This window comes from Variovorax boronicumulans NBRC 103145, assembly GCF_001591345.1.
Classification (GTDB): domain Bacteria; phylum Pseudomonadota; class Gammaproteobacteria; order Burkholderiales; family Burkholderiaceae_C; genus Variovorax; species Variovorax boronicumulans.
The window spans coordinates 1-24,530 of record NZ_BCUS01000068.1; the positions used below are offsets into that span (position 1 = coordinate 1).

At 70.1% G+C, this 24,530-nt stretch carries 24 protein-coding genes; 14 read left to right on the forward strand and 10 right to left on the reverse strand.

The window, feature by feature from the left end:
* From VBO01S_RS19260 to VBO01S_RS19270, 3 genes are all read left to right on the forward strand, one after another.
* A partial coding sequence (locus VBO01S_RS19260) for an acyl-CoA dehydrogenase family protein (protein ID WP_062477972.1) occupies positions 1-1,901 on the forward strand: 1,901 nt, incomplete at its 5' end.
* Between the two features lie 161 nt (positions 1,902-2,062).
* On the forward strand, positions 2,063-3,052 hold the full coding sequence (locus VBO01S_RS19265) for a Bug family tripartite tricarboxylate transporter substrate binding protein (protein ID WP_062477974.1): 990 nt from the start codon (positions 2,063-2,065) through the stop codon (positions 3,050-3,052).
* A gap of 3 nt (positions 3,053-3,055) precedes the next feature.
* Positions 3,056-4,555 carry a class I adenylate-forming enzyme family protein gene (locus VBO01S_RS19270; protein WP_062477977.1) on the forward strand — a complete coding sequence of 500 codons (1,500 nt, stop codon included), beginning with the start codon at positions 3,056-3,058 and terminating at the stop codon, positions 4,553-4,555.
* Here VBO01S_RS19270 and VBO01S_RS19275 read toward each other — a convergent pair.
* Complete coding sequence (locus VBO01S_RS19275; protein ID WP_062477982.1) at positions 4,518-4,985, reverse strand: nuclear transport factor 2 family protein; 468 nt, start codon at positions 4,983-4,985, stop codon at positions 4,518-4,520. The genes VBO01S_RS19270 and VBO01S_RS19275 overlap by 38 nt on opposite strands.
* 181 nt (positions 4,986-5,166) lie before the next feature.
* Between VBO01S_RS19275 and VBO01S_RS19280 the strand changes: the two genes are divergently transcribed.
* Together VBO01S_RS19280 and VBO01S_RS19285 are read left to right on the forward strand one after the other, a co-directional pair.
* The gene (locus VBO01S_RS19280; RefSeq protein WP_062477985.1) at positions 5,167-5,346 is read left to right on the forward strand and encodes a DUF3606 domain-containing protein; all 180 of its coding nucleotides are present in this window, start codon (positions 5,167-5,169) and stop codon (positions 5,344-5,346) included.
* Positions 5,347-5,526: 180 nt separating this feature from the next.
* Complete coding sequence (locus VBO01S_RS19285) at positions 5,527-6,207, forward strand: hypothetical protein (protein WP_062477988.1); 681 nt, start codon at positions 5,527-5,529, stop codon at positions 6,205-6,207.
* Here VBO01S_RS19285 and VBO01S_RS19290 read toward each other — a convergent pair.
* Positions 6,153-7,310 carry a DNA topoisomerase IB gene (locus tag VBO01S_RS19290; protein ID WP_062477992.1) on the reverse strand — a complete coding sequence of 386 codons (1,158 nt, stop codon included), beginning with the start codon at positions 7,308-7,310 and terminating at the stop codon, positions 6,153-6,155. The two genes, VBO01S_RS19285 and VBO01S_RS19290, sit on opposite strands and share 55 nt — an antisense overlap.
* Positions 7,311-7,412: 102 nt before the next feature.
* On the opposite strand from VBO01S_RS19290, the gene VBO01S_RS19295 reads away from it, so the two are divergent.
* Positions 7,413-8,468 carry a purine-nucleoside phosphorylase gene (locus VBO01S_RS19295; protein ID WP_062477993.1) on the forward strand — a complete coding sequence of 352 codons (1,056 nt, stop codon included), beginning with the start codon at positions 7,413-7,415 and terminating at the stop codon, positions 8,466-8,468.
* A gap of 6 nt (positions 8,469-8,474) precedes the next feature.
* On the opposite strand, the gene VBO01S_RS19300 is transcribed toward VBO01S_RS19295, so the two are convergent.
* Together VBO01S_RS19300 and dinB are read right to left on the reverse strand one after the other, a co-directional pair.
* A complete protein-coding gene (locus tag VBO01S_RS19300; protein ID WP_062477995.1) occupies positions 8,475-9,158 on the reverse strand; it encodes a TIGR02117 family protein in 684 nt (227 codons plus the stop codon).
* 7 nt (positions 9,159-9,165) lie between these two features.
* Positions 9,166-10,350 (reverse strand): DNA polymerase IV, encoded by a 1,185-nt coding sequence (gene dinB, locus VBO01S_RS19305; RefSeq protein WP_157627391.1) that lies wholly within the window; start codon positions 10,348-10,350, stop codon positions 9,166-9,168.
* Between the two features lie 169 nt (positions 10,351-10,519).
* On the opposite strand from dinB, the gene VBO01S_RS19310 reads away from it, so the two are divergent.
* The gene (locus VBO01S_RS19310) at positions 10,520-11,371 is read left to right on the forward strand and encodes an RNase A-like domain-containing protein (RefSeq protein ID WP_062477997.1); all 852 of its coding nucleotides are present in this window, start codon (positions 10,520-10,522) and stop codon (positions 11,369-11,371) included.
* Positions 11,372-11,391: 20 nt separating this feature from the next.
* On the forward strand, positions 11,392-11,670 hold the full coding sequence (locus VBO01S_RS19315; protein ID WP_062477998.1) for a contact-dependent growth inhibition system immunity protein: 279 nt from the start codon (positions 11,392-11,394) through the stop codon (positions 11,668-11,670).
* 7 nt (positions 11,671-11,677) lie between these two features.
* Here the strand turns inward: VBO01S_RS19315 and VBO01S_RS19320 are convergent, their stop codons facing one another.
* A complete protein-coding gene (locus VBO01S_RS19320) occupies positions 11,678-12,271 on the reverse strand; it encodes a YiiX family permuted papain-like enzyme (RefSeq protein ID WP_255221148.1) in 594 nt (197 codons plus the stop codon).
* 87 nt (positions 12,272-12,358) lie between these two features.
* On the opposite strand from VBO01S_RS19320, the gene VBO01S_RS19325 reads away from it, so the two are divergent.
* Complete coding sequence (locus tag VBO01S_RS19325) at positions 12,359-12,919, forward strand: putative glycolipid-binding domain-containing protein (RefSeq protein WP_062478000.1); 561 nt, start codon at positions 12,359-12,361, stop codon at positions 12,917-12,919.
* Between the two features lie 44 nt (positions 12,920-12,963).
* Positions 12,964-14,085: a hypothetical protein gene (locus VBO01S_RS19330; RefSeq protein ID WP_062478002.1), complete on the forward strand. Its 1,122-nt coding sequence runs from the start codon at positions 12,964-12,966 to the stop codon at positions 14,083-14,085.
* On the opposite strand, the gene VBO01S_RS19335 is transcribed toward VBO01S_RS19330, so the two are convergent.
* Together VBO01S_RS19335 and VBO01S_RS19340 are read right to left on the reverse strand one after the other, a co-directional pair.
* Positions 14,082-15,074, reverse strand: a complete 993-nt coding sequence (locus VBO01S_RS19335) for a Bug family tripartite tricarboxylate transporter substrate binding protein (RefSeq protein WP_062478003.1) — start codon at positions 15,072-15,074, stop codon at positions 14,082-14,084. The genes VBO01S_RS19330 and VBO01S_RS19335 overlap by 4 nt on opposite strands.
* Positions 15,071-15,997: a LysR family transcriptional regulator gene (locus VBO01S_RS19340; RefSeq protein WP_062478005.1), complete on the reverse strand. Its 927-nt coding sequence runs from the start codon at positions 15,995-15,997 to the stop codon at positions 15,071-15,073. The genes VBO01S_RS19335 and VBO01S_RS19340 overlap by 4 nt, the downstream gene beginning before the upstream one ends.
* A 119-nt stretch (positions 15,998-16,116) precedes the next feature.
* Between VBO01S_RS19340 and VBO01S_RS19345 the strand changes: the two genes are divergently transcribed.
* From VBO01S_RS19345 to VBO01S_RS19355, 3 genes are read left to right on the forward strand one after another with little or no spacing between them, the layout of a single operon-like run.
* Entirely contained in the window at positions 16,117-18,894 is a 2,778-nt protein-coding gene (locus VBO01S_RS19345) for a tannase/feruloyl esterase family alpha/beta hydrolase (RefSeq protein WP_062478007.1), read from the forward strand.
* Positions 18,891-20,243 carry an alpha/beta hydrolase family protein gene (locus tag VBO01S_RS19350; protein WP_062478009.1) on the forward strand — a complete coding sequence of 451 codons (1,353 nt, stop codon included), beginning with the start codon at positions 18,891-18,893 and terminating at the stop codon, positions 20,241-20,243. Before VBO01S_RS19345 ends, VBO01S_RS19350 begins: the two co-directional genes overlap by 4 nt.
* Before the next feature lie 29 nt (positions 20,244-20,272).
* Positions 20,273-21,247 (forward strand): tripartite tricarboxylate transporter substrate-binding protein, encoded by a 975-nt coding sequence (locus tag VBO01S_RS19355; protein ID WP_062478011.1) that lies wholly within the window; start codon positions 20,273-20,275, stop codon positions 21,245-21,247.
* A 24-nt stretch (positions 21,248-21,271) separates the two neighbouring features.
* Here VBO01S_RS19355 and VBO01S_RS19360 read toward each other — a convergent pair whose 3' ends face one another.
* Positions 21,272-21,619, reverse strand: a complete 348-nt coding sequence (locus VBO01S_RS19360) for a hypothetical protein (protein WP_157627390.1) — start codon at positions 21,617-21,619, stop codon at positions 21,272-21,274.
* 229 nt (positions 21,620-21,848) lie between these two features.
* Here VBO01S_RS19360 and VBO01S_RS19365 point away from each other — a divergent pair, with 229 nt between their 5' ends.
* Positions 21,849-22,289 carry a hypothetical protein gene (locus VBO01S_RS19365; protein ID WP_062478015.1) on the forward strand — a complete coding sequence of 147 codons (441 nt, stop codon included), beginning with the start codon at positions 21,849-21,851 and terminating at the stop codon, positions 22,287-22,289.
* A 36-nt stretch (positions 22,290-22,325) separates the two neighbouring features.
* Here the strand turns inward: VBO01S_RS19365 and VBO01S_RS19370 are convergent, their stop codons facing one another.
* Together VBO01S_RS19370 and VBO01S_RS19375 are read right to left on the reverse strand one after the other, a co-directional pair.
* On the reverse strand, positions 22,326-23,483 hold the full coding sequence (locus VBO01S_RS19370; protein WP_062478017.1) for an alpha-hydroxy acid oxidase: 1,158 nt from the start codon (positions 23,481-23,483) through the stop codon (positions 22,326-22,328).
* A gap of 137 nt (positions 23,484-23,620) precedes the next feature.
* Positions 23,621-24,514, reverse strand: a complete 894-nt coding sequence (locus VBO01S_RS19375) for a LysR substrate-binding domain-containing protein (protein ID WP_062478020.1) — start codon at positions 24,512-24,514, stop codon at positions 23,621-23,623.
* Positions 24,515-24,530 lie beyond the last annotated feature (16 nt).

Below are 24,530 nucleotides of genomic sequence, written 5' to 3' on the forward strand. Positions count from 1 at the left end.
GCGTGCTGCTGCAAGGCGACAAGCTCATGGTGCTGCCCGGCGCTGCCGCCAGCGGCTGGCTGGTGTCGGCGCGCGGCGAGGACGACGCCGTGCTGCTGTGGGTGCCGCGCGGCACAGCCGGCGTGAGCGAGACGCTCGTGCCGCTGGTCGATGGCAGCCAGGCAGCCAACCTGCGCTTCGAAGAGGTCGTGCTGCCGGCCGACGCCGTGCTGGCCAGCGGACCGGCCGCGCAGGAGGCGCTGCGCCAGGCGCTCGCGGCCGGACAAATCTTGCAGGCCGCGGAGCTGCTCGGCGCAGGGCAGGCGATGCTGGCGCAGACGCTGGCCTACCTGCGCACGCGTTCGCAGTTCGGCAAGGCCATCGGCAGCTTCCAGGCGCTGCAGCACCGCAGCGTCGACATGTTCATCCACCTCGAGGTGGCGCAGGCCACGCTCAACGAGGTGCTCGCGCTGGCAAGCGACGGCACCTTGCCTTCTGACCGGCTCGAAGCCGAGGCCAGCCGCGTCAACGCGCGGTGCACGGCTGCCGCGCTGCAGGCGTCGCGCGCGGCGGTGCAGCTGCACGGGGCCATCGGCTACACGCAGGAGTGCGATCTGAGCCTGTTCTACAAGCGCGTGCTGTGCCTGTCGGCGTGGCTGGGCAATGCCACGGCGCACCAGCGCCGGCATGCCGCGCTGACCGGCGAGGCCGAGGCCGCTGCGAGCGGTGCCGTGGCCTGGAACGGCGAGTTCCTCGCGCGCACCACCGACTGGTCCGCCATGCCCGAGGCCGAGTTCCGCCGCATGGTGCGCGGCTTTTTGCAGCAGCGCTATCCGGCGCATCTGCGCTACCTGTCGCACCGCGCGCGCTGGAGCGAGATTCGCGAGTGGTACCTCACGCTCTCGGCGCAGGGCTGGGTCGCGCCGGGCTGGCCGCAGTCGCACGGCGGCATGGGCCTGCCGGCGGACAAGCTCATCGCGTGGATCGAGGAGCTGGAGCAGCACGGCGTGGCGCGCGCGCCCGACCAGGGCATCGTGATGATCGGCCCGCTGCTGATCCAGCACGGCACGCCCGAACAGCAGCAGCGCTTTTTGCCGCGCATCCTGAGCGGCGAGCACGTGTGGTGCCAGGGTTATTCGGAACCCAATGCCGGCTCCGACCTGGCCGGCCTGCGCACAGAGGCGGTGGCGGGGCGCGACGCGCAGGGCGATCACTTCGTCGTCAACGGCCAGAAGATCTGGACCACGCTCGCGCAGGACGCCAACCACATCTTCATGCTCGTGCGCACCGACAAGGGCGCGCGCAAGCAGGAGGGCATCAGCTTCCTGCTGTGCGACCTGCGCACGCCGGGCGTCACGGTGCGGCCGATCCACACGCTGGCGGGCGAGCCCGAGTTCTGCGAGGTGTTCTTCGACAACGTGCGCGTGCCGGCCGACCAGCTCGTGGGCCGGCTGCACGGCGGCTGGACGATTGCGAAGGCGCTGCTGGGCTTCGAGCGCATCTTCCTGGGCAGCCCCAAGCAGTCGCAGTACGCGCTGGGCCAGCTGGCGCGACTCGGGCAGGCGCGGCGCCTGTTTGCCGACCCGGTGTTCGCGCAGCGCTTCGCGGCGCTGCGCCTCGACGTGCTCGACCTGTCGGCCGCCTACACGGGCTTTGCCGACATCGTGCGTGCGGGCAAGCCGCTGCCCGCGTCGGTGTCGCTGCTGAAGATCTGGGCCAGCGAGACCTACCACCGCATCGGTGCCTTGCTGGTCGAGGCCGGCGAAGAGCAGGGCGCGGTCGCGGGCGACCAGGTGCTCGACGGGCAGAGCTTCAACGTGCTCTCGCCGCTCATCGGCTCCACCGCCGCCATGATCTACGGCGGCACGAACGAGATCCAGCGCAACATCCTCGCGCGACAGGTCTTGGACTTGCCCGTATGAGGCTTACCCCTAGTCTTCGCGCACTTCGTGTCGCTACGCCAACCCCCTTCCAGGGGGCAACACCAGCGGCCCGGCAAAGCCGGTTCCGCGGTGTTTCGCGAACGAGCCACTTCGTTCGCGTCTTGAACCGAGTTTGAAGATCAAAAATGGAGACAACGCTCATGCAATCCCTCGACCTCTTTTCGCGCCGCCAGCTCATGGCCGCGCTGGCGGGCGGCGCGGCGCTGGCCGCATTGCCGCACCGTGCCTTCGCGCAGCAGCCGCTGCCGCCGCTCATCAAGCTGGTGGTCGGCTATTCGGCCGGCGGGCCGGTGGACGGCGCCGCGCGCCTGCTCGCGCCCGCGCTGGGCCAGGAGCTGGGCACGCAGGTGATCGTGGACAACCGGCCCGGCGCCGCCGGTTCGCTCGGCGGCAACGCCGTGGCCAAGGCGCCGCCCGATGGCGCGATGCTGTTCTTCGGCGCGAGCCCGACCATCACCATCAACCCGAACGTGCAGCGCAGCATGCCCTTCGACCCGATGAAGGACCTCACGCCGCTGGCGCCGCTGGTCGACTACACCAACGTGCTGGTGGTCAACAACGACCTGCCGGTGCGCAACGTGGGCGAGCTGCTGGCCTATGCCAAGGCCAAGCCCGGCAAGCTGTTCTACGGCTCGGCGGGCGTGGGCGCGTCGAACCACCTGAGCGGCGCGCTGCTCGAGAAGATGAGCGGCGTGCAGCTCACGCACGTGCCCTACAAGGGCAGCGCCCCGGCGCTGGCCGACGTGATGGCCGGCACCGTGCCGATGATGTTCGACATCATCGCCACCTCGCGGCCCTTCATCCAGTCGGGCAAGTTGCGCGCGCTGGCCGTCACCTCGCGCCAGCGCAACCGCATGCTGCCCGACGTGCCGACCATGATCGAGTCGGGCGTGCCCGGCTATGACGTGGGCGGCTGGTTCGGCCTGTACGGCCCGGCGCGCATGGACCCGGCGCTGGTCGCGCGCGTGAACGCCGCGGCGCAGAAGATGCTGGCGCGCGAAGACATCGCGCACCGCCTGCGCGAGCAGGGCTACGAGGTCTGGGCGGGCGCGCCGGAGGTGCTGGCGACCAAGGGCGTGTCGGACCGCAAGCTGTGGGCGAGCGCGTCCAAGGGCATCGAAGCGGAATAGCCGATGCAGCCCCGCATTCATCACCTGCTCGAAGACCGCGCGGCCCGCACGCCGGATGCGGTGTTCCTCCACGAACTCGATGGCACCACCACCTATGGCGCGCTGCAGGCCATGGTCGAGACCGCCGCGAACGACCTGCTCGCCGCCGGCGTGCGGCCGACCGACCGCGTGCTGCTGGTGGCCGAGAACTGCGCCGCCCACATCGCGCTGCTGCTGGCCTGCAGCCGTGTGGGTGCATGGTCGTGCGGCGTCAACGCGCGCATGTCGCCGGGCGAGATCGCCGCCATCGCCGAGCGCGCCGACGCGCGGCTGTGTGGCTTCACCACCGATGCGTCCGACGCGGCGCGCACGCACGCGCAGCGCGCGTCGGCCGTGCCGGCCACGCTGCCCGGCGTGATGTTCACCGCCGCGCGCGCCGACGCCCGTCCCGAGCCCGATCCGGCGCTGGCCGATGCCGCCGCGATCATCTTCACCTCGGGCACTTCGGGCACGCCCAAGGGCGTGATGGTGTCGCACCGCGGGCTGCTGCACTTCGGCCGCGTGTCGGCGGCGGTGCGTGCGCTCGACACGCGCGACCGCGTCTACGCCTTCCTGCCGATGACCCACATCTTCGGCATCGGCACCGTGCTGATGGCGGCGCTCACGGGCGGGGCCGCGCTGGTGCTGCGCGCCAGCTTCTCGCCGGCCGACATGCTCGAGGCGCTGGCGCACGGGCAGGTGTCGAACCTGCTCGGGCCGCCGACCATGTACGCGCGGCTGCTGGCGCACGTCGAGGCGCAGCAGCTGGCGCCGCGCTTTCCGCAGCTGCGCTATGTGTACACGGGCTCCGCGCCGCTCGACCCGGCGCTCAAGCAGCGCGTGGAGCGGCTGTTCGGCCAGCCGCTGCACTACGGCTACGGCCTGTCGGAGTACGCGGGCTCGGTGTTCCTCACGCGCACCGAGGCGCCGCGCGCCGACACCTCGGCAGGTTATGTGGTCGAGGGCGGCGAGGGGCGCATCGTGACGCCCGAGGGCACCGAAGCGGCCATCGGCGACACCGGCGAGATCTGGCTGCGCGGCCCGGGCCTGATGCTGGGCTACTTCCGCGACGCGGCCGCCACCGCGCAGGTGATGCGCCCTGGCGGCTGGTACGCCACCGGCGACCTCGGCCGCTTCGACGCCGACGGCGCGCTGTTCGTGGTGGGGCGGCTGAAGGAAATGATCATCCGCTCGGGCTTCAACGTGTACCCGGCCGAGGTCGAGGCGGTGATCGGCCGTTTCGCGGGCGTGCACCTGTGCGCCGTGGTCGGCGTGCCCGAGACCGACGGCAACGAGCAGATCGTCGCCTTCGTCGAGCTGAACCCGGGCGCGTCGCTCGACGAGGCGGCGCTGCGCGCGCACCTGGCCGAGCACCTCTCGCCCTACAAGCGACCCGCGCGCATCGAGGTGATCGACGCGATGCCGACCACGGCCAACGGCAAGCTGCTCAAGCGGGAACTGCAATCGAGGGCCCGGCAGCCCTGAGGTCGGCCGGCAGGTCGCCGATGACGCTGCGGCGCCCCTTCTGCGTGTCCATGTACTCGCGCATGCGGGCGATGCGGCCCTCGCGCAACTCGAGGATGAAGCAGTAGTCGTTGTCGTAGGGCCGGCCACTGGCGAGCGTGGCCTGCAGGCGCATCTCCAGCACCGCGGTGTCGCCGTCGCAGAGCAGGTGGGTGAAGTCCACCGACACGTCGGCCACGAACAGCTTCGGAAACTCCTCGACCAGGAAGCGCACGATCGTCTGCGGCCCGATCATGTGGTCGGTGAAGCCCAGGGCCACGCCGGTGGCGTTGTCCTTGGGCGCCAGCCATTCGGCGTCGTCGGTGAAGGCGGCGCGCACGCGCTGCGGGTCGCGGCTGGCGAAGGCCTTCCAGGCGTCGACGACGGCGCGCTTGTTCTGCTCGGGGGTCATGGGGTGCGGCGGATGAAGTGAAGGAGCGGCGACGATAGGGGCGCCGCGTTGCGCCGGCCCGCTGCTTCCGGACATCTGCAACGCGCTCTCGGACTTATCCTGCAAGGAGCCGCGCTGCTGTCCGCCAGCCGATGTGCCGTGCAGGCCGCATCGTGGGGGCCTTCAACAAGGAATCCACGCCATGGCCGATGACCTGAGCAAGCGCGGACCGCAGGATGCGGCCCGCATCAATGTCAACGAACTCCACGAGGTTCGCTACTGGACCCAGACGCTGGGCGTGACCGAGGCACAGCTGCGCTCGGCCGTCGCGGCCGCCGGGGTCGAGGTGAAGGACGTGCGCACCTACCTCGGCAAGCCCTGAGCGCGCGCTGAAGGTGCGGCCCGGCGGGCAGGGCGCGCGTAGGCAGGCTCCTACAGCCGCGGCGCGGAGCGGGGCCGATACTCGTGGCCTTGTTCCCGCCTTCAGGAATCCTGCCTTGACCGTGCTCCCTGCCGCCTCTCGTCCCACGGGCCGCGCGCCCTTGCGGGCCGCTGCGCCGCGATGAAGTCGTCTCCCAGCGCCCGCAGCTGGATTGCGGCCGGCGTGCGCCACGAGCTGCTCACGCGCGCCCTGCCGGCGCTGCGGCACGACATGACGGCGCCCGTCTCGGTGATCCGCATGGCGGTGCTGATGCTCAAGCGTCAGGTGGCGGCCGACCCCGTCGACCCCGCCGCCTGCGAGGAGCGGGTGAACCTCATCGACAGCCAGGTGTCCGAGCTGGTGGCCGCGATCCGCTCGCTGCGCGACTGGGAACTGGCCACCACCGACGACGGCATCACGCGCAGTGCGCTGGTGGCGCAGTGCATGACGCTGATGCGCTCGGCCTTCGACCTGCACGGCGTGGCGCTCGAGGTCGACGAGGCGCTCGCCGCCCCGCAGGACGACGAGCCACGCTGGCCCAATGCCGCCGCGCTGCGCTACCTGTTCCTGGGCGCGCTGGGCTACCTGCACGACGGCGCGGACGAGGCCGGCACCATCCGCATCGAGCCCGACGGCACCGACGCGCTGCGCCTGAGCGCCCGGGTGCGCGAGGCCGGCGGCGCGAACGCGGTGCTCGACGCCCACCGCGCGCCGCGCGCGCTGGCCATCGACACCGTGGCGCTGCAGAACCTGGCCGAAGACCTCGGCTACGCCGTACTGCTCGACGCCGACACCGTGCGCTTCGCCCTCGCCGCGGGCTGAGGCGCCCGCAGGAAGGCGAGCAATTGCCGCTCCGCCGCCACCAGGCCGCGCGCCGGGCCGGCCGTGGCGGCCCGGGCCGCGATCTTCTCCAGCAGCGTGCCGGTCGCCGCCGTGTCGTCCTCGCGCGCCAGCGCCTCGCCCAGCGCCAGCACGGCCGGGTGCACGTAGGCCTTCTTGCAGACCGCCGGCGTGTTGCCGAGCTGCCGCGCCACGGCCGCGAGGATGTCCCTGGCGCCGGGCCGGCGCCCGCCCTCCCAGGCACAGGCCCGCCGCGTGAGTTCCAGCGCCTGCACCGTGCCGTGCCAGGTGCGGAAGTCCTTGGCGGTGAAGCGCTCGCCTTCGCCCTTGCCTGTGTCGGTGGCGTCGGCGATGTAGTCGTTCACGTCGTTGGACGACACGCCGCGCACCTCGCCCGTCTCGTCGGTGTACTGGAACAGCGCCTGCCCCGGCAGCTGCTGGCACTGGCGCACCACGCGGGCCACGCGCGGGTCGTCGACGCGGGCCTCGTGCGTCACGCCGCTCTTGCCGCGAAAGCGCAGCCGCAGTGCCGAGCCCTGCACTGCCGCGTGGCGGTTGCGCAGCGTGGTGAGGCCGAACGAGCCGTTGCTGCTGGCGTAGGCCTCGTTGCCCACGCGCAGCAGCGTGGTGTCGAGCAGGCGCACCAGCGTGGCGATCACCTGCGCCCGCCCGGGTGTCTTGGTGCCCGTGCGCAGGTCGCGCGCCACGCGGGCGCGCAAACGGGGCAGGGCGCGCCCGAAGGCCGCGAGGCGCTCGAACTTGGTGCCGTCCTGCAGCGCGCGCCAGTCGGGGTGGTAGCGGTACTGCGTGCGGCCGCGCGCGTCCAGGCCCGTGGCCTGCAGGTGGCCCTGCGGCAGCGGGCAGATCCACACCTCGGTGTAGGCCGGCGGAATGGCCAGGCTGCGGATGCGCGCGAGCGCGTCGGCATCGCGCAGCCAGCGGCCGTGCGCGTCGCGGTAGCGAAAGCCGTCGCCCCACTTCAGCCGGCGGATGCCCGGCATGCCGGGGTTCACGTAGACCAGCCCGCCGGCCAGCGCTGAGGTGGCAGCCAGCGCGGGCCGGCATGGGGTTTGCATCGAAGGCATGTCATCGCGCTTGTGCCAGCATCGACAATCGTGCGGTGTAGGACGCCGCACGCTGTTGCCGAGGCGCGCTTTCCTTTCCTTCCTTCTCTTCGGATTTCACCCATGTCCCTCCTGAACTCCCGTCGCTTCTCCCTGGGCAGCCGCGGCCTGGCGCTGTGCGGCGCCGTGCTGCTCGCCACGGCCTGTGCCTCCACCTCGCCCACGGCCGACACGCGCGCTACCGCCGCCGCCCCCGTCAAGGTGAAGGTGTTCGTGGCCGCCATGTTCGAGATCGGCCAGAACACCGGCGACCGCGCCGGCGAGTTCCAGCACTGGTACGAGCGCTACTGGAAGGGCGCGACGCCCGTGGCCGTGCCCGGGGCGCTGCAGCCCGTGTACTGCAACGCCGACGGCGTGTGCGGCGCGGTGCTGGGCATGGGCAAGGTCAACTCGTCGTCGTCGATGCAGGCCATCCTGCTGAACCCGAAGTTCGACTTCTCGCAGGCCTACTACGTGATCTCCGGCGTGGCCGGCACGCCGCCGCAGCGCGGCACCATCGGCGAGGTGAGCTGGGCCACCTGGCTGGTCGACTACGACCTCGGCCACCGCTGGGCGCCCGAAGAGAACAAGCCCGGCGAACCCACCTTCATGCCGCGCAAGGGCTACGAGGAGTACCGCCGCTTCAAGCTCAACCCCGACCTCGTCGGCTGGGCCATGAAGCTGTCGGCCGACACGCCGCTCAAGGACGCGGAATCGGCGCGCAAGTACCGCCTGCGCTACCCCGACGCCGCCGCGCGCCGCGCCCCCTTCGTGGGCACCGGCACGCACATGACGGGCGACACCTTCTTCCACGGCCCGGGCATGTCGAAGCAGGCGCAGTACATCGCCAAGCTGTATGGCGCCGACGACTACGTGATCACCGAAATGGAAGCCGCCGCCATCACCCTCGTGATCAAGCGCACCCACGGCACCGACCGCGTGATGAGCCTGCGCGGCGCGGTCAACTTCGACCAGGGCCACCCGAAGGAAAGCACGCTGCAGCACCTGGACCCGGCACCGGGCGAGACGGCGGGCGGCTTTGCCGAGACTGTGGAGAACATCGCGCTGGTGGGCACGCGCGTGGTCGATCACATCGTGAAGAACTGGCCCACCTGGTCGGCGGGCGTGCCCAAGCCCTGAAGATCGTCAGGGCTGCAGCACCGGCTGCAGATGCCAGGTCACGTTGAAGTCGAAGGGCGTCCAGCGGCTCACCGTGACGCCCGCCTGGCGCAGGCCGCGGCCGGTCCAGGTGTTGCAGGTCTCGAACAGGTGGTAGCTGCCCTGGGCTTCGTAGAAGGCATCGTCGTTCGCGTAGTGCGCCCCCGCGATCGGCACCGCACGGCCTGAGGGCAACGTGGAACGCACATGGGCCACGAGCTGCGCGTACTGCGCCTGCGAGAGCGGCAACTTGTACGCCCCGCGCCGCAGCTGCGCGCGCTGCAGGTAGGTCACGTGCAGCAGCGAGCGATTGCCACCCGACAGCGCCCCGAAGGCGCGCGCCGCCGTCAGGTCGCCCCAGGTCGGCGTGTGCAGGTAGAACTCGCGGTCGCCCCAGCCGATGGCGACGAACTCGGCATCGGGCGGCGGTGCCTTGAAGTCGGACAGCGGAAAGAGCTGCAACCAGTCGACGGTGGCCGAGCGGACCGGAAACACCAGGTCGGTGTGCACGCCGTTGCTTAGCACCCAGGCCTCGACGGTCGCAGGCTCGGCCGGCGGTTTCGCGTTGGCCGGCCAGAAGACCAGCGCGCAAGCCACGGCCACGTACAGCGTGATGGCCAGCAGCAGCCCCAGCAGCGTGAAGGCAATGCGCAGCAGCCAGCGTCGGATCATGGTGGTGTCAGAAGAGCGAGGCTGTGGTCGCCACCGGCGCCGCGCTGCGAGCGTTGCCAGCGGGCGCCAGCGCCTCGGGGCTCCCGGCCTTGGCCAGCGCGCCCACGCGCACGCCCAAGAGGCGCAGCGGCCGCTCCAGCGGCACGCGCTTCAAGCACTGGCCGCCGACCTGGCGGATGGTCTTGCCGTCGTCGGTGAAGCGGTCAATGGTCTGGTCGCGCGTGGCGATCTTGAAGTCGTCGTAGCGCAGCTTGATGCCGATGGTCTTGCCCACGTAGCCCTTGCGCTGCAGGTCTTCGGCCAGCTTCTCGCACAGGTGCGTGAAGATCGCGCCCAGCTCGGCGCGGTCGCGCACGGCGTGCAGGTCGCGCTCGAAGGTGGTCTCGCGGCTCATCGACACGGGCTCGCTCTCGGTCACCACGGGGCGGTTGTCGCGGCCCCAGGCCACCTCGTGCATCCACGCGCCGGTGGCCTTGCCGAAGGTGTCGATGAGCCAGCCGCGCTCGCGTGCCGCGAGCTGGCCCACGGTCTCGATGCCGAAGCGCTTGAGCTTCTCGTCGGCCTTCGGGCCGATGCCGTTCACCTTGCGGCAGGGCAGGGGCCAGATGCGGGTTTCGAGGTCGTGTTCATAGACCACCGAGATGCCGTTGGGCTTCTCGAACTCGCTGGCCATTTTTGCGATGAGCTTGTTGGGCGCCACGCCGATGGAGCAGGTCAGGCCCGTGGCGTCGAAGATCGATTTCTGGATCAGCCGCGCCAGCGAGCGCCCGCCGTCGCGCTGGCCGCCGGGCACGTCGGTGAAGTCGATGTACACCTCATCCACGCCGCGGTCTTCCATGAGCGGTGCAATGTCCAGGATCACCTGCTTGAAGGTGCGCGAGAAGCGCCGGTACTCGTCGAAATCGACCGGCAGGATCAGCGCCTGCGGGCACAGCTTGGCGGCCTTCATGAGCCCCATGGCCGAGCCGATGCCGAACTGCCGCGCGGGGTAGGTGGCGGTGGTGATCACGCCGCGCCCCGTGTAGTCCTTCAGGCGCGGAAAGGCCTCGATGGGAATGTCGGCCAGCGTGGCGCCCTCGGGCAGTTCGCGGATCGCCTCGTCGACGCGGCGCCGTCCGCCGCCGATGACCACGGGCAGCCCCTTGAGCTGCGGGTAGCGCAGCAACTCGACGGACGCGTAGAACGCGTCCATGTCGAGGTGGGCAATGCGGCGGATCGGAGGGGCCGGGGGCGGCGCGGGCTGGAAACTCACGGTGACAATTGTCTCGCTCTCCGGGCATGTTCGCCCGCCCCCGTGTCGCGTGCAAGAATGCGGCGGAATTTCAATCCCCACGCAGGTGGTGAACGGAAAGGAATGCACGATGGGTGACGACGAGGTGGAAGGCGGCCTGTCGGTCGCGCTGACGCCGGTGCAGATGGCGGCGGTGCTCGGCGGCGAAGACGTGCCCGAGTCGGCCAGCCTCAGCAACCGGCTCTGGGGCACGGCGGCGCTGATCGGCGGCGTGATCGAACTGGTCGGCGCCGGCGTGCTGTGCGTCGCGCCCGAGCCCACCATGGCCAGCAAGGTCGGCTGCGTGGTGCTGGGCGCGCACGGCAGCGACGTCACCGCCACGGCCGCGCGCCAGATCTGGACCGGCCAGACACAGCGCACCGCCACCGCGCTCACCGCCGACGCCACCGCGCAGGCGCTGGGCGCCTCGCCCGAAACCGGCGCGCAGGTGGGGCTCGCGGTCGACGTGGCGGTGCCGCTCTTCGTGGCCGGCGGGCTGGCCGCATCGCGCGTCATCGCGGTGCGCGCGAGCCGCTTCAAGCTCGAGCCCGTGCGGCTCATCGAGCACGAGGGCATTGCGGGCTCCAAGGCCGGCGGTCACACCATCCGCGAGCACGTGGGCAAGTCGGCGCAGGAGCTGCTCGACCGCTTCGCGAAGAAGCCCAGCCTGCAGCGCTCGTCGTCGTTCTTCGACCTGGCCACGGCCGAGTCGGCCATCAGCCAGACCGTGCGCGCCAACGCGCGGGCCATTCGCGCGTGGTCGCGCTCCGCGGCGGTGGGCTCCAAGCCCGTGGCCTTCGAGCACGACATCGGCACCGTGGTCGGCATCGGCGTGCAGCGCGGCAGCACCGCCGTGAGCCAGCTCACCAAGGTGCGCGTGACGCTGAACATGCGCACGTACAACGGCAAGCCGTTCTACATCCTCACCGCCCATCCGTTCTGATTTTTCCCCTACGACCCACGATGCGATTCGAACTGATCGACCACCTCACCAAGGTCTATTTCGGCCAGGACGCCGACATCCTCTTCGGCGAAACCGGCGCCGAGATCATGGCCTCGTACCGCGAGTCGAGCACCGAGGCCGAGCTGGCCGCGCTGCGCGCCGAGATCGCCGACTACCTCGGTTCGCACGACGACCTCGAAGCGGCGTTTGCACGCGACTTCTCGCGCGACTACATCCCTGAAGATTTCGGTACGCCGGCCAGACAGTTTCTCGACAGCGTGCTGGCTGCGGTGCAGTAGCGGGTCGTCAACGCGATTCGACCGTCACCAGCAGCGGCGAGTCGAACATCGCCACCGGCGAGATCACCGGCTCGTCCATCGGCACGGCGTCGCCGTAGCGCTCGCGCATCTTCGCGCGCACGGCCGGGTCGCCGAGGTTGAAGCTGCGGATCTTCTGCAGCTCGCCGATGCGCACGCCCAGCGCGCGGTCGTAGAGCTTCCACACCAGTTCCGAGCAGTAGATGCGCGAATCCGACCATTCGAAAGTCAGGTCGTACGGGCGGCCCGCGAAGTCCGAGGTGCGCGCATGCAGGCGCGCCACGGCGCCGGGCGTGAGCCGCGTGTCGGCATCGCGCAGCCGCTTCACCACGTAGCGCCCGCCGTTGCCGCGCGCCGTCCATTGCGCCAGCGGCGTGTAGCGCACCGTCGAGACCGCCTCGAACACGTAGGGTTTGCCCTCTCGCAGCAGCACGATGCCCATGTGGCTGTAGCGCGAGCCCGTGGCGCGCTGCACGGCCAGGCTTTGCGCCGAGCGCGAGGTGTGGAAGATGATGTCGCCGTCCTTCAGTGCGGTGGCCGCATGGCCTGCGCTGGCTGTCAGGAGGGTGAAAAGGGCAGACAACGACGCGGAAAGGGCTTTCGACATGCAGGGCATTTTGCGGGATGCCGCTTGCGCCCCGCGGCATGCCGGTGCCATGATCCGCGCCATATGCAAACCGTCGCCTCCATCCTCTGGCGCAGGCTCGATGCACCGGGCCACGATGCCTGCCGCCTCGAACGCAATGCCTCGGCCTGGCAACTCGACGGCGCCGCGGTGTTCCGCACCGAGGGCGGACGCATCGCCCAGCTGCACTACCGCGTGCGCTGCGACCTGCTCTGGCACACGCAATGGGGCACGGTGCGCGGCTGGCTCGGCGAGTCGGCCATCGACCTGTCGATCACGCGCGACGCGCGCGGCCACTGGAAGCTCAACGACGAAGCGGTGTCCGACATGTCGCACTGCGTCGACCTCGATCTGGGCTTCACCCCCGCCACCAACCTGCTGCAACTGCGCCGCCTGAACCTCGCGCCCGGCGAAAGCGCCGACGCACCGGCGGCCTGGGTCGATATCGAAGACGGCGGGCTCAGCGAGCTGATGCAGCGCTACGAACGGCGCGGCGAGGGCACGTACGCGTACGAGGCCAAGCGCTTCGACTATGCGGAGGTGCTGGGCGTCACGGCGGACGGGTTCGTGAGCGACTATCCGCGGCTCTGGCGCGCGGAGGACTGACCCGTTGCTTGGAGTTGTCGGGCGCTGCGCCTGAACGCAGCGGCATGGGCTTTTTGAGTTTCGCCTTCAATGCAGCCACCGTGGTGCTGCTGATGGTCGGCGTCCTGGTTCTCGGCGTCGTTCTCTTTGGCGTCCGGGAGGTGCTGGCGGGGTGGATGGGCACTTCGCGGGCCGCCGACCGTTTTCGCAAGGTCGCGAGCTACTTCACCTGGGGGACCTGCATTGCCGCGCTCGTGGGCGGCTTTGTTCTCTACGTGACGCGCGGGCCCGACCCCGCTGAGCTTGAGCGAGGCATGGCCAAGCTCTTCACCTACCCGTCCAACCGCATCCGCATCGATCTGAACGCTGTCAGCGACGCGCAGCGCCAGGAACTGGTGCGCGCACTGCAGCCGCTGCTGAAGAGCACATCGCGCGAGTTCTACCAACGCGTCACCACGCGCCGCGGCGGTTACGACGTCGAGGCGACGCTGCCGAGCTACTACCGGCTGACCGCTGATCGCCTGGAGATCGCCACGGGCGAGAGCTTCGGCAACGGCAGGACGATGCCCGTGCTGTTCCCGCAGGTGCTGGCGCACGCGGCCAACGCCGCCACCGTGCCGGCGCTGCCTGCCGCGATCGACGCGCAGATCGTGGCGGGCGACCAGGCACCGGTCCCGTTGTCGCTGGTGTCGAAGACCGCCGAGCTGATGGTGCTCATGCGCCAGACGCTGCGGGGCACGCAGCCCTTGCCCGCTCCCTGCCTGATGGCGATCCAGGCGCAGGTGCCCACCGATCACTTCGAGTGGCTCTTCGGGGCCGACCGGAACGGCCTGGGCAAGGAGGTGCGCTTGCAGGTGAACGCCGTGCCCGGCGTGCTGCCGGCCGGCACGTACGAACTGCGGCAGCTGACGCTGCTGGGCTCCGAGCGCCGGCGCGTGCTCTGGGAACGCGCCGCCGCGCAGGGGCATGTCGCCGTGCAGCTGGGCCTGGCACCTGTCGGCCTGCGCGAGAGCCCCGGCTGCGAGGCTCGGCTGCTCAAGCAGCTCGACCGCGCATGGACCGTGATGGCGTTGCGCAACGTGTCGCCCGCACTGGCCAGCGCGGTGAAGCAGGTCGACATCGAACAGCGCCCGTCACGCTTCAGCCCCTGGTACGCGGGCTTCGGCTGGGTGGCCGCGCAGCCTTAGTCGAACTGCGCGCGCGCCCCCGCCACCAGCGCGCGGTTGCGCCGCCGGTCTGCCGCAATCTCCTGCGCGAAGTCTTCGAGGCTCCCGCCGGCCGGCAGGTTGTAGGCCTCGCGCAGGCGCGCGCGCAGCGGGTCGCCTTGCAGCAGGCGGTTGATCTCGGCGTTGAGGCGCTGCACCACCGCCGCCGGCGTGCGTGCGGGCGCGAAGATGCCGAAGAGCGAATCGCGGTTCGCCTTCTCGTAGCCCAGCTCCGCGAGCGTGGGCACCGCAGGCAAGGCTTCGATGCGCGCGGGTGCGCCGACCGCCAGCGCCTGCAGCCGGCCGCTCTCGATGTACTGCAGCTGCTGCGCCGCGACGTTGGTCGACAGCACCTCGAACTGCCCGCCGAGCGCGTCGTTGAGCTGCGGACCGCCGCCCTGGTAGGGAATGTGCGTGATGTCGGTGCGGCTTTGCAGGCGCACCTGGGCGAGCACCATGTGGCCGATGGTGGCCACGCCCGAGGTGGCCCAGCGCACCGCGCCGGGCTGGCGGCGCGCCAGCGCGATCAGTTCTGCAAAGCTGCGGCCAGAGAAGGCCGGCGTGCCCACGACCAGCACCGGCGTGCGCATGACGCTGGCCACGGGCACGAAGGCGCGCAGCGGGTCGTAGGGCGCGCGCGCGAGCAGCGGATGCAGGGTGAGCGGGCTGATGGCCGAAAAGGCCAGCGCGTGGCCGTCGGGCGTGGCGCGTGCGAGTGCGTCCATGCCCAGGCTGCCGCCCGCGCCGGCGCGGTGCTCGATGAGCACCGGCACGCCCAGCGACTGCGCCAGCGGCTCGGCCAGCGCGCGCGCCATGCCGTCGCTCACGCCGCCCGGCGGATAGACCACGATCAGGCGCACGGGGCGGTTGGGCCAGGGCGACGAGGCGGCGTGCGACAGTTGCGGCAACGCGCATGCAGCCGCGAAGCCGATGCGTTGCAGGAAATGGCGGCGCAGCAGCGGCAGGGTCATGCGGCAGCGTTCCCCTCGGCCAGCCCGCGCAACAGCGCCGCGAAGTGCCGCGCCGGCAGGTTGTCTTCATCGGCGCGCGACACCAGCGTGAGCGGCGCGTCGAGCTGGCCGCCGTCGGCCAGCCGCGTGTAGGCGATGGCGTGCGCGTGCACGCCGGTCATCGAGGTCGGCACCACCGACAGGCCGACGCCCGCGGCCACGAGGTTCAGGTTGGTCATCATGCGATCGACTTCGGCCACCACGCGCGGGCGCAGGCCCTGCGCGTGGCACAGCGCGAGCAGCTCGGCATAGAGGCCGGGCGCGCCCGGGCGGCGCACGAGGATGATGCCTTCTTCGCAGAGTTTCGACAGCGGCAGCGGCTTTGCGGGCTTCTTGCCATTTGCGGCAGGCGCGAAGCGGTGGTCGCTCGGCATCGCGACCCACACGGGCTCGCGCAGCAGCGTCTCGAACACCAGCCCCTCGGGCCGCGCCACCGGCACGCGCAGCAGGCCGCAGTGCAGCCGGCCCGCGGCCAGCGCCTCGGTGAGTTCGGCGGCGTTGTCTTCGCGCAGCTGCAGCTCCACGCCGGGGTGCGCGCGGCGAAAGGCGCGCAGCGCCTCGGGCATGAAGCGGTGCGCGGCGGCCGAGCTGGTGAAGCCGACCGCCAGCGTGCCGGTCTGGCCCTGGGCCACGCGCGCCATGCGCTGCTTCATGGCCTCCATGTCCTGCAGCATGCGCAGCGCCTCGGCCTGGAACAGCCGGCCGGCGTCGGTGAGCGCCACGCCGCGCGGATGGCGCTTGAACAGCAGCACGCCCAGCTCGCGCTCCAGCGCCTTGATCTGCAGGCTCAGCGGCGGCTGCTGGATGCCCAGCTGCTCGGCGGCGCGCGTCATGTGGCCGGTGCCGGCCACGGCCACGAAGTACCTCAGGGCGCGTATGTCCATATGTTTTTTGTATTGAATAGGCCTTGTTATTTTATTTGACCCTAGGTCACACGGAATCTATCGTCCGGCCGCCCCTTCAAACAAGCCGCCCGCCGAGGCGGCATGCCGGAGACAAATCCATGCGCACACCGCGCCCTGCCTCGAAGTTTCGTGTCGTCGTTTCGTTGATCGGTATCTCGCTGGTCCTGGCCGCCTGCGGTGGCGGGAGCGGGGGAGGGGGAAGCCCCGGCTTCTTCCTGCCGACCCCGCCGCCCGCCAGCGGCAACACCCCGCCGGCCGAGGAGCCGACCGGCACAGTGCCCCCGCCCGTGCTGCCCGTCGTGGCCTGCGCCGACCTGGCCGGCAAGAGCCTGCCTGCCGCGCTCATCAGCCTGCCCACGCAGGGCGCCACCGTCACCAGCGCCACGCCCGTGGCCGCGGGCGACGCGGGCAACACGCTGGGCGATTACTGCCGCGTGCGCGGCACCATCGCGCCGGTGGACCCGGCCTCGCAGCTCATCCATTTCGCGGTCAACCTGCCCGAGCAGTGGAACCAGAAGACCATCCACTTCGGCGGCGGCGGCTTCGACGGTGTGCTCATCGACGGCACCGAGGTCATCCGCTTCGGCCCCGCCGGCAAGCCCGCGCCGCTGGCGCTGGGCTACGCGACCTACGGCGACGACTCGGGCCACCAGTCGAGCAGCATCACCGACGGCAAGTTCGCGGCCAACGACGAGCAGCTGGCCAACTACGGCGGCCAGTCGCTCAAGAAGACGCGCGACGTGGCGCAGGCGCTGGTGTTCGCGCGCTACGCGGTCAAGCCAAAACACGCCTACTTTCTCGGCACCTCGACCGGCGGGCGCGACGCGCTCGGCTACATCCAGCGCTGGCCGCAGGACTACGACGGCGTGATCGCCAACGAGCCCGCGCTCAACTACACCGGCACGCGCCTGTCGAACGTGGCGGTGGGCCGCGCGCTGTACAACGACGGCGGCAAGGGCTGGCTCAACCTCACGGAGACGCTGCTGGTGCAGAAGGCCGCGATGCAGGCCTGCGACAAGCTCGACGGCGCTATCGACAACATCGTGAGCAACGTCGAAAGCTGCCGCCAGCTCAACACGCAGATCCTCGCGTCGCTGCGCTGCCCCAATGGCGCCGACACGGCGGACACCTGCCTGTCGGACGCACAGATCGACACGGTGCACGCCATCGAATCGCCGCTCGAGTTCACGACGTACTCGCTGGCCAACGGCGTGAAGCGCGCGGGCGGCTACAACCTGCTCGAAGGTGCACTGGTGGCCGGCCCGTACACCACGCGCGACCTCGGCACGCGCAAGGCGCCGGGCAACCCCGCCACCTCGGCCGATGCCAACATGTACGTCACGGGCGACCAGTGGGTGAAGTTCTTCGTCACGCGCGATGCCGGTTTCAACACGCTGAGCTTCGATCCGCAGAACCCCGGCACGTATGCGGCGCGCGTGGCCGAGGTGTCGAAGCTCACCGACGCGACCGACCCGAACCTCGCGCCCTTCTTCGCGCGCGGCGGCAAGCTGATCATGCTGCACGGCCTGGCCGACGAGGTGATCAGCCCCAACTCGACCATCGACTACTACCGGCAGCTCGTCGCCACGCTGGGCCAGGCCGCGGTCACGCAGAACGTGCGCTTCTACACCGTGCCCGGCATGGGCCACGGCACCGGCAGCTTCATTCCCAACTGGGACTCGCTCGCGGCGCTCGAAGGCTGGGTCGAGGCCGGCCTCGCGCCCGCCACGCCCGTGGCGGTGGACGCCGTGGCCGGCAGCTACGGCCGCACGCGCCCGCTGTGCCAGTTTCCGTCGTGGCCCAAGTACCGCGGCAGCGGCAGCCTCGATGCGGCCGTCAACTTCAGCTGCGTGACCGAGGTCGGCGACCCGCTCGCCTGCCCGAACCTGCCGGCGAGCGCGACGCGCTACAAAGGCGGCAACAGCTTCGGCGAGGAACTGCAGGTGCAGATCGACCCGGCCACCCTGGCCTACACCGTGACCATCGATGCCAGCCACGTACCCACGCGGGTCGGCACGCAGCGCAGCGGCTCGCTCGTGTCGCAGGGCAGCTGCAGCTACACGAGCGGCGAGAGCGGGGCGGTGTTCAGCTTCGGTGCCGGCGGCGTGCTGCTGGGTGGCGTGAACCCGCCGAGCGGCAGCGGCTTCTCGCCGCTGGTGGCGTTCCAGAACACCTTCCAGAACGTGTCGCCGTCGACGGACTTCCGCTCGGTGTCGCTGATCTTCAATGCGGCCGGCGTGGAGCAGCTCGGCGCGGGCACCACGGCGGCGTTCTCGTCGGCAGGGCGGCTGCGCAATGCGGGCACCTTCCAGTTCTGCCGCAGCCCGGCGTCGAACAGCTTCATGACCTACGACCAGACCTGCAAGAACACCGAGAAGGGCTACCTCAGCTACAGCACGGCGCGCGGGGCCTTCGACATGTACACGACCTCGACCTCGTCGAGCGGCACCGCCGAGACCGAGGGCGGCACGCTCACCGGCTCGGTGGTGATCGGGCTGGTCAACGGCGTGTCCACGCCGCTGTACCTGCGCCGCGTGGCCACCGCCGTGCCGGCGACCGACACCAGCAGCGGCGCGGCCACTGTCATCCAGCCGGGCCTGCGCTTGCTCGCGGTGCAGCAGACGCTGATGCCCGGCGCGGCCGACGGCAGCTATGCCATGGCCAGCGTGAAGGGCGAGGGCCGCGAGGCCACCGTGGTCGGCACGGCCTTCAACCTCGGCGGCGCGGCCACCACACTGGGCTACGACACCCCGGTGCTCGGCGTGGCGCAGGCCGGTGCCGGGCGGCCGGGCCACCTCATCTTCAACAGCGGCGTCGTGGGCTTCGTCACCACCGACGGAGCGAACGCGAAGCTGGACCTCGGAGTACGCCATTGAAAAAATACCTCTCGCAACTTGCCGCCTTCGCCTTGCTGGGCGCCGCGCCGCTGCTGTCCGCGCACGCGGCACTTGCCACCGCGCCCAAGCCCACGGCTTGCCCGTCGCCCGTGCCGGAGAGCGCGCGCTGCTACACCGGTGAAGACGGCGCGGGCTCGTTCTACTGGATCGCCATCCCGAAAGACTGGCAGCGCGGCGTGCTCGTGATGCACGCGCACGGCGGGCCCGAAACCGGCGCGCCCAAGCTCGCGCGCAGCGAGGAAGACCTGAAGCGCTGGGCCGTCACCGTGAAGGCCGGCTATGCCTGGGCCGGCTCCACCTACCGGCGCGGCGGCTATGGCGTGACGATGGCGGCCGAAGACACCGAGCGGCTGCGCCAGATCGTCGTGCGCCACTTCGGCAGACCCCAGCGCACGCTGCTGCACGGGCAGAGCTACGGCGCGGGCGTGGCGGCAAAGGCGGCCGAACTCTATGCGCCGGTGGGCGATGCGAAGTCGCCCTACGACGGCCTGCTGCTCACCAGCGGCGTGCTCGGCGGCGGCAACAGCGCCTACGATTTCCGGCTCGACCTGCGCGTGGTGTACCAGTACGTCTGCCGCAACCATCCCAAGCCCGACGAGCCGCAGTACCCGTTGTGGATGGGCCTGCCGATGGACGCGAAGCTCACGCGCGCGGACCTCGCGGCGCGCGTCAAGGACTGCACCGGCGTCGGCACGCCCGCCGCGCAGCGCACGCCCGAGCAGGCGGCGCGGCTGAAGACGATCCTGTCGGTCGTGAAGATCCCCGAACGCTCGCTCGTCGGCCATCTCAACTGGGCGACCTGGCTATTCCAGGACCTCGTGCAGCAGCGCCTGAACGGCCGCAACCCCTTTGGCAACATCGGCGTGGTCTACAGCGGCTCGGCCGACGATGCGGCGCTCAATGCCGGCGTGCTGCGCTACGCGGCCGACCCGCAGGCCCAGGGCGCGCTCGCGGCCGACAGCCAGCCCACCGGCCGCACCTCGCTGCCCACCGTCGGCCTGCACGCCATCGACGACCCCACGGCCTTCGTCGAACTCGAGAACGCCTACCGGCGCATCCGCGACGCGGCCGGCACCGGCGGGCACCTGGTGCAGAGCTTCAGCGCCGAGCGCGAGCACAGCTACCTCAGCGATTCGGAATACCCCGCGCTCTTCGGCGCATTGCTCGACTGGATCGACAAGGGCGAGAAGCCCACGCCGCAGAGCCTGGCGCAGCGCTGCGTGGCGCTCATGCCGCGCTACGACACCGACGGCAAGAACGGCTGTCACATCCAGCCGGAGTGGCAACCACCCACGCTCGAAAGCCGCGTGCCTTCGCGCGCCCCCTGATTTTCTTTTTGACCTTGACGGAGACCTCCATGAAAAAACTGTTCGCCCTCGCGGCGATGGCCCTTGCCGTGTGCGCCCACGCGCAAGACTTTCCCGCGGGCAAGCCCGTGACCATCGTCGTGCCCTTCGCGGCCGGCGGCCCGACCGACCGCGTCGCGCGCGATCTGGCCGAGGCGCTGCGCAAGCCACTGGGCGGCGCCAGCGTCATCATCGACAACGTGCCCGGTGCGGGCAGCTCTATCGGCGCGGCCAAGGTGGCGCGCGCCAACCCCGACGGCTACACGCTGCTGCTCAACCACATCGCGATGGCGACCGTGCCGACGCTGGTGCGCAACGTGCCGTTCAAGGTCGAGACCGACTTCGAGTACCTGGGCATCGTCAACGACGTGCCCATGACGCTCATCGCCAAGCCCAGCCTGCCGGCCACCAACTACAAGGAGCTGACCGCCTGGATCGCCGCCAACAAGGGCAAGATCAACCTGGGCAACGCGGGCATCGGCTCGGCCTCGCACCTGTGCGGCCTGCTCTACCAGAGCGCCACCAAGACCGAGATGACGCCCGTGCCCTACAAGGGCACGGCGCCCGCCATCACCGATCTGATCGGCGGCCAGATCGACCTGCTGTGTGACCAGAGCACCAACACCTCGCCGCAGATCGAGGCGAAGAAGGTCAAGGCCTATGCCGTGACCACGCCCAAACGCCTGACCACTCCGCTCTTGAAAGACCTGCCCACGCTCGACGAGGCCGGCCTGAAGAACTTCCAGGTGACGATCTGGCACGGCCTGTACGCGCCGAAGGGCACGCCCGCACCGGTGCTCAAGAAGATCAGCGACGCGCTGAAGGCGGCACTGAAAGATGCGGACTTCATCAAGCGCGAGGAAGCACTCGGCGCCGTGGTCGCCACCGATGGTCGCATCGAGCCCGAGGGGCACAAGAAGTTCGTGGCGGCGGAGATTGCGAAGTGGAGCCCGATCATCAAGGCGGCGGGGGTGTACGCGGACTGAGGTTGTCGGCCGCGCGCATCGCGCTCAGAGCCCGTGGATGGCAACGGTGGCCCAGAAGGCGGCCCACACGCCGATCAGCCCCAGCAGTGCCATGACGGCGACGTAGGCAATGAAGTACGTCACTCGCCTTGCGATGCTGGGGGTGGCTGGAACCTGCCACCAGTAGATCAACCCTGCCCACAAGAGCAGGGCGCAGGCGACGAGGGCTACACCGGTCCCTGTCAATGTCAGGACCTGGCGTCGCGCCAGGCCGGTGAGCAGGACATTGAGGACCGGGATCGAAACGCCCCACGTCAGCACGCTCAGCACCAGCCGCAGGCCGGCATTCATCGAATCGCGTCGCGCGGTGCTGCGTGAGTTCTGTGCTGTCATTTTTCTCTCCCTGTTGGACCGTTGTGGCCTCCTCAAAATCTTAGGGAGAGCTGTCTCATGCACATGCAGCAGGTCGCGCTGGAATCAGCAATGACCGTGACGCAAGTGGTTTGCTTGCCGTGGCAATCGCAAACCGATCGTGAACGAGTTAGCCCTACCGCATCGAATGCACCAGGGCGCAGCTCAGAGCCATTACCCTCGTCGATCCTGTTCATCAGAAATCGGCTCCATGAGCTTCAGCATCTACTACGACGCAAGACGAGACAGTCCCCTGACCCGCGAGGAAGCGCAGCGCCTGGACGCGATCGTGGCTGCCTTCGACAAAGTCGACGAAGCCGACCGCCATGCGCATTCAGGTAAGGGCCTCAACTGGGAGACCTTCACGCTCTACGAGGCGTCCGGACTCACCGGGGGAAAGGTACTGGAAGGCGCCACGAAACTCCCCGACAACAAGGCGTTCGCCATGCACAAGGGGGCCAGCCACTGGGTGGCCTGCCTCAACCGGATTCGCCGCGAAGTGCTGCCGGATGCCAGGTGGAGCGCGAGCATCGATGACAGGATGCTGCTCTGGAACGACAAGAGCGGCTGGCACGACGAGGCATCGGACGGGCTGGCGACGCTCTGGCTGGGCTGCCTGTTGAGCGCGCCGTTCCGACGGTTCACGAAGTGAGCGGGTAACCGTCGGGCGTGGCCCTGCCAGACCGCGTCAGAACGTGCCCGGCAACAGGATGTCCGACTTCACATCGTCGATCTGCGTGCGACCGCAGAAGGCCATCGTGATGTCCAGTTCCTTGTGGATGATCTGCAGCGCGCGCGTCACGCCTTCCTGGCCGTAGGCGCCCAGGCCGTACAGAAAGCTGCGGCCGATCAGCGTGCCGCGTGCGCCGAGCGCGCGGGCCTTGAGCACGTCCTGGCCGCTGCGCACGCCGCCGTCCATCCACACCTCGATCTGGCTGCCCACGGCGTCGGCGATGGCCGGCAGCGCGGCGATGGAGGAGGGCGCGCCGTCGAGCTGGCGCCCGCCATGGTTCGACACGATGAGCGCGTCGGCGCCGCTGGCCACGGCCAGGCGCGCGTCTTCCTCGTCCATGATGCCCTTGAGAATCAGCTTGCCGCCCCAGCGCTTCTTGATCCATTCGACGTCCGCCCAGCTCAGGGCCGGGTCGAACTGCTCGGCGGTCCACGACGACAGCGACGACAGGTCTTTCACGCCCTTGGCGTGGCCGGCGATGTTGCCGAAGGTGCGGCGCTTGGTGCCCAGCATGCCCATGCACCAGCGCGGCTTGGTCGCCAGGTTGATGAGGTTCTTGATGGTGGGCTTGGGCGGCGTCGACAGGCCGTTCTTGATGTCCTTGTGGCGCTGGCCGAGGATCTGCAGGTCGAGCGTGAGCTGCAGCGCCGACACGTTGGCGGCCTTGGCGCGGTCGATCAGGCGTTCGATGAAGTCGCGGTCCTTCATCACGTAGAGCTGGAACCAGAAGGGGTGGCGGTCGGTGTTCTCGGCGATGTCTTCCAGCGAGCAGATGCTCATGGTCGAGAGCGTGAACGGAATGCCGAAGGCCTTGGCGGCGCGCGCGCCCAGGATTTCGCCGTCGGCGTGCTGCATGCCGGTCAGGCCCGTGGGCGCGATGGCCACGGGCATGGCGACCTCCTGGCCGATCATGGTGGTGCGGGTGGACCGGCCTTCCATGTTCACGGCCACGCGCTGGCGCAGCTTGATCTTTTGAAAATCGCTCTCGTTGGCGCGGTAGGTGCCCTCGGTCCAGGCGCCGGAGTCGGCGTAGTCGTAGAACATCTTCGGCACGCGCCGCTGGGCGATCGCCCGCAGGTCTTCGATGCAGGTGATCTTGGAAAGGTCGGGCACGGGGGAGTCTCCTGGCTGGTGTTATGGGGGTCGCGGCGGGCTGCAGCCTGTACAGGCCACGGCAGCGCCGGGGGTCGAGTCTGCAGGGGAAACGCGCCGGCGACCTGAAAAAAGCCCACACCCCGGCTGAAAATTATTCAGCCCGGCTCACGCAGCGCCTGGCGCAGCCATTCGACGAAGGTGGCGCATTCCCAGCGTTCCATGGTGCCGGGGCGCCAGCACAGGAAGTAGGCGTTGGGCGAGGGCGCGCTGTGCGGCGACAGGCGCACCAGCCGGCCGTTGTCCAGCCAGGCGCGGCCCAGCCGCAGGTGCATGAGCACCACGCCGAAGTCTTCGGCGGCCGCATCGAGCGCCAGGCCCAGGTCGTTGAACTGGTGGCCCACCGCCGGCTCGGGCAGGCCGATGCCGCAGGCCTTGAACCAGATGCGCCACGACTCCAGCGGCGTGCGCAGCAGCTGCACGCGCGCCACCTCGGCGTCGGTCGAGAAGTGCTGCTCGAAGGGCCCGTGGCGTTCCAGGTAGGCCGGGCTGCACACCGGCGAGACGTCGTCGGCCAGCAGCTGGCAGAACTCGCGGTCGTGGAACGGGCCGGTGCCGAAGCGCAGCTCGATGTCGGCGTCTTCGGCCGTGAAGTTGCGCACCGGCATGGTCACCTGCAGCATCAGCTCGATGGTCGGGTAGGCGTCGCGGAACTCGGCGAGCCGGGGCAGCAGCATCTGGCGCGAGAAGGTGGGCGTGACCGCCACGCGCAGCCGCCGCACCTGCGACGCGGGCTCGCGCCCCGGCACCTGCTGCAGCGCCGCAATGGCCTCGCGCACGCGCGCCAGGTAGGCCACGCCGTCGGCGCTCAGGCCGAAGTCGTTGCCGGTGAAGAGCTTGAGCTCGAGCTGCGTCTCGAGCTGGCGGATGCGGTGGCTCACGGCGCTGGGCGTCACGCTGAGCTCTTCGGCCGCCAGGTTCACGCTGCGCAGCCGCGCGACGGCCTCGAAGGCCTGCAGGCCCTGGGTCGAGGGGAGTCGCGTCGATGCCATGTGTTTTTGGGGAAGA

What these genes read in the sequence shown, in the direction of transcription:
- VBO01S_RS19265 (WP_062477974.1), top strand. Translation starts at nt 2,063, where the DNA reads ATGCAATCCCTCGACCTCTTTTCGCGCCGCCAGCTCATGGCCGCGCTG.
- VBO01S_RS19270 (WP_062477977.1), top strand. Translation starts at nt 3,056, where the DNA reads ATGCAGCCCCGCATTCATCACCTGCTCGAAGACCGCGCGGCCCGCACG.
- VBO01S_RS19275 (WP_062477982.1), bottom strand. Translation starts at nt 4,985, where the DNA reads ATGACCCCCGAGCAGAACAAGCGCGCCGTCGTCGACGCCTGGAAGGCC.
- VBO01S_RS19280 (WP_062477985.1), top strand. Translation starts at nt 5,167, where the DNA reads ATGGCCGATGACCTGAGCAAGCGCGGACCGCAGGATGCGGCCCGCATC.
- VBO01S_RS19285 (WP_062477988.1), top strand. Translation starts at nt 5,527, where the DNA reads ATGAAGTCGTCTCCCAGCGCCCGCAGCTGGATTGCGGCCGGCGTGCGC.
- VBO01S_RS19290 (WP_062477992.1), bottom strand. Translation starts at nt 7,310, where the DNA reads ATGCCTTCGATGCAAACCCCATGCCGGCCCGCGCTGGCTGCCACCTCA.
- VBO01S_RS19295 (WP_062477993.1), top strand. Translation starts at nt 7,413, where the DNA reads ATGTCCCTCCTGAACTCCCGTCGCTTCTCCCTGGGCAGCCGCGGCCTG.
- VBO01S_RS19300 (WP_062477995.1), bottom strand. Translation starts at nt 9,158, where the DNA reads ATGATCCGACGCTGGCTGCTGCGCATTGCCTTCACGCTGCTGGGGCTG.
- dinB (WP_157627391.1), bottom strand. Translation starts at nt 10,350, where the DNA reads ATGGACGCGTTCTACGCGTCCGTCGAGTTGCTGCGCTACCCGCAGCTC.
- VBO01S_RS19310 (WP_062477997.1), top strand. Translation starts at nt 10,520, where the DNA reads ATGGGTGACGACGAGGTGGAAGGCGGCCTGTCGGTCGCGCTGACGCCG.
- VBO01S_RS19315 (WP_062477998.1), top strand. Translation starts at nt 11,392, where the DNA reads ATGCGATTCGAACTGATCGACCACCTCACCAAGGTCTATTTCGGCCAG.
- VBO01S_RS19325 (WP_062478000.1), top strand. Translation starts at nt 12,359, where the DNA reads ATGCAAACCGTCGCCTCCATCCTCTGGCGCAGGCTCGATGCACCGGGC.
- VBO01S_RS19330 (WP_062478002.1), top strand. Translation starts at nt 12,964, where the DNA reads ATGGGCTTTTTGAGTTTCGCCTTCAATGCAGCCACCGTGGTGCTGCTG.
- VBO01S_RS19335 (WP_062478003.1), bottom strand. Translation starts at nt 15,074, where the DNA reads ATGACCCTGCCGCTGCTGCGCCGCCATTTCCTGCAACGCATCGGCTTC.
- VBO01S_RS19340 (WP_062478005.1), bottom strand. Translation starts at nt 15,997, where the DNA reads ATGGACATACGCGCCCTGAGGTACTTCGTGGCCGTGGCCGGCACCGGC.
- VBO01S_RS19345 (WP_062478007.1), top strand. Translation starts at nt 16,117, where the DNA reads ATGCGCACACCGCGCCCTGCCTCGAAGTTTCGTGTCGTCGTTTCGTTG.
- VBO01S_RS19355 (WP_062478011.1), top strand. Translation starts at nt 20,273, where the DNA reads ATGAAAAAACTGTTCGCCCTCGCGGCGATGGCCCTTGCCGTGTGCGCC.
- VBO01S_RS19360 (WP_157627390.1), bottom strand. Translation starts at nt 21,619, where the DNA reads ATGACAGCACAGAACTCACGCAGCACCGCGCGACGCGATTCGATGAAT.
- VBO01S_RS19365 (WP_062478015.1), top strand. Translation starts at nt 21,849, where the DNA reads ATGAGCTTCAGCATCTACTACGACGCAAGACGAGACAGTCCCCTGACC.
- VBO01S_RS19375 (WP_062478020.1), bottom strand. Translation starts at nt 24,514, where the DNA reads ATGGCATCGACGCGACTCCCCTCGACCCAGGGCCTGCAGGCCTTCGAG.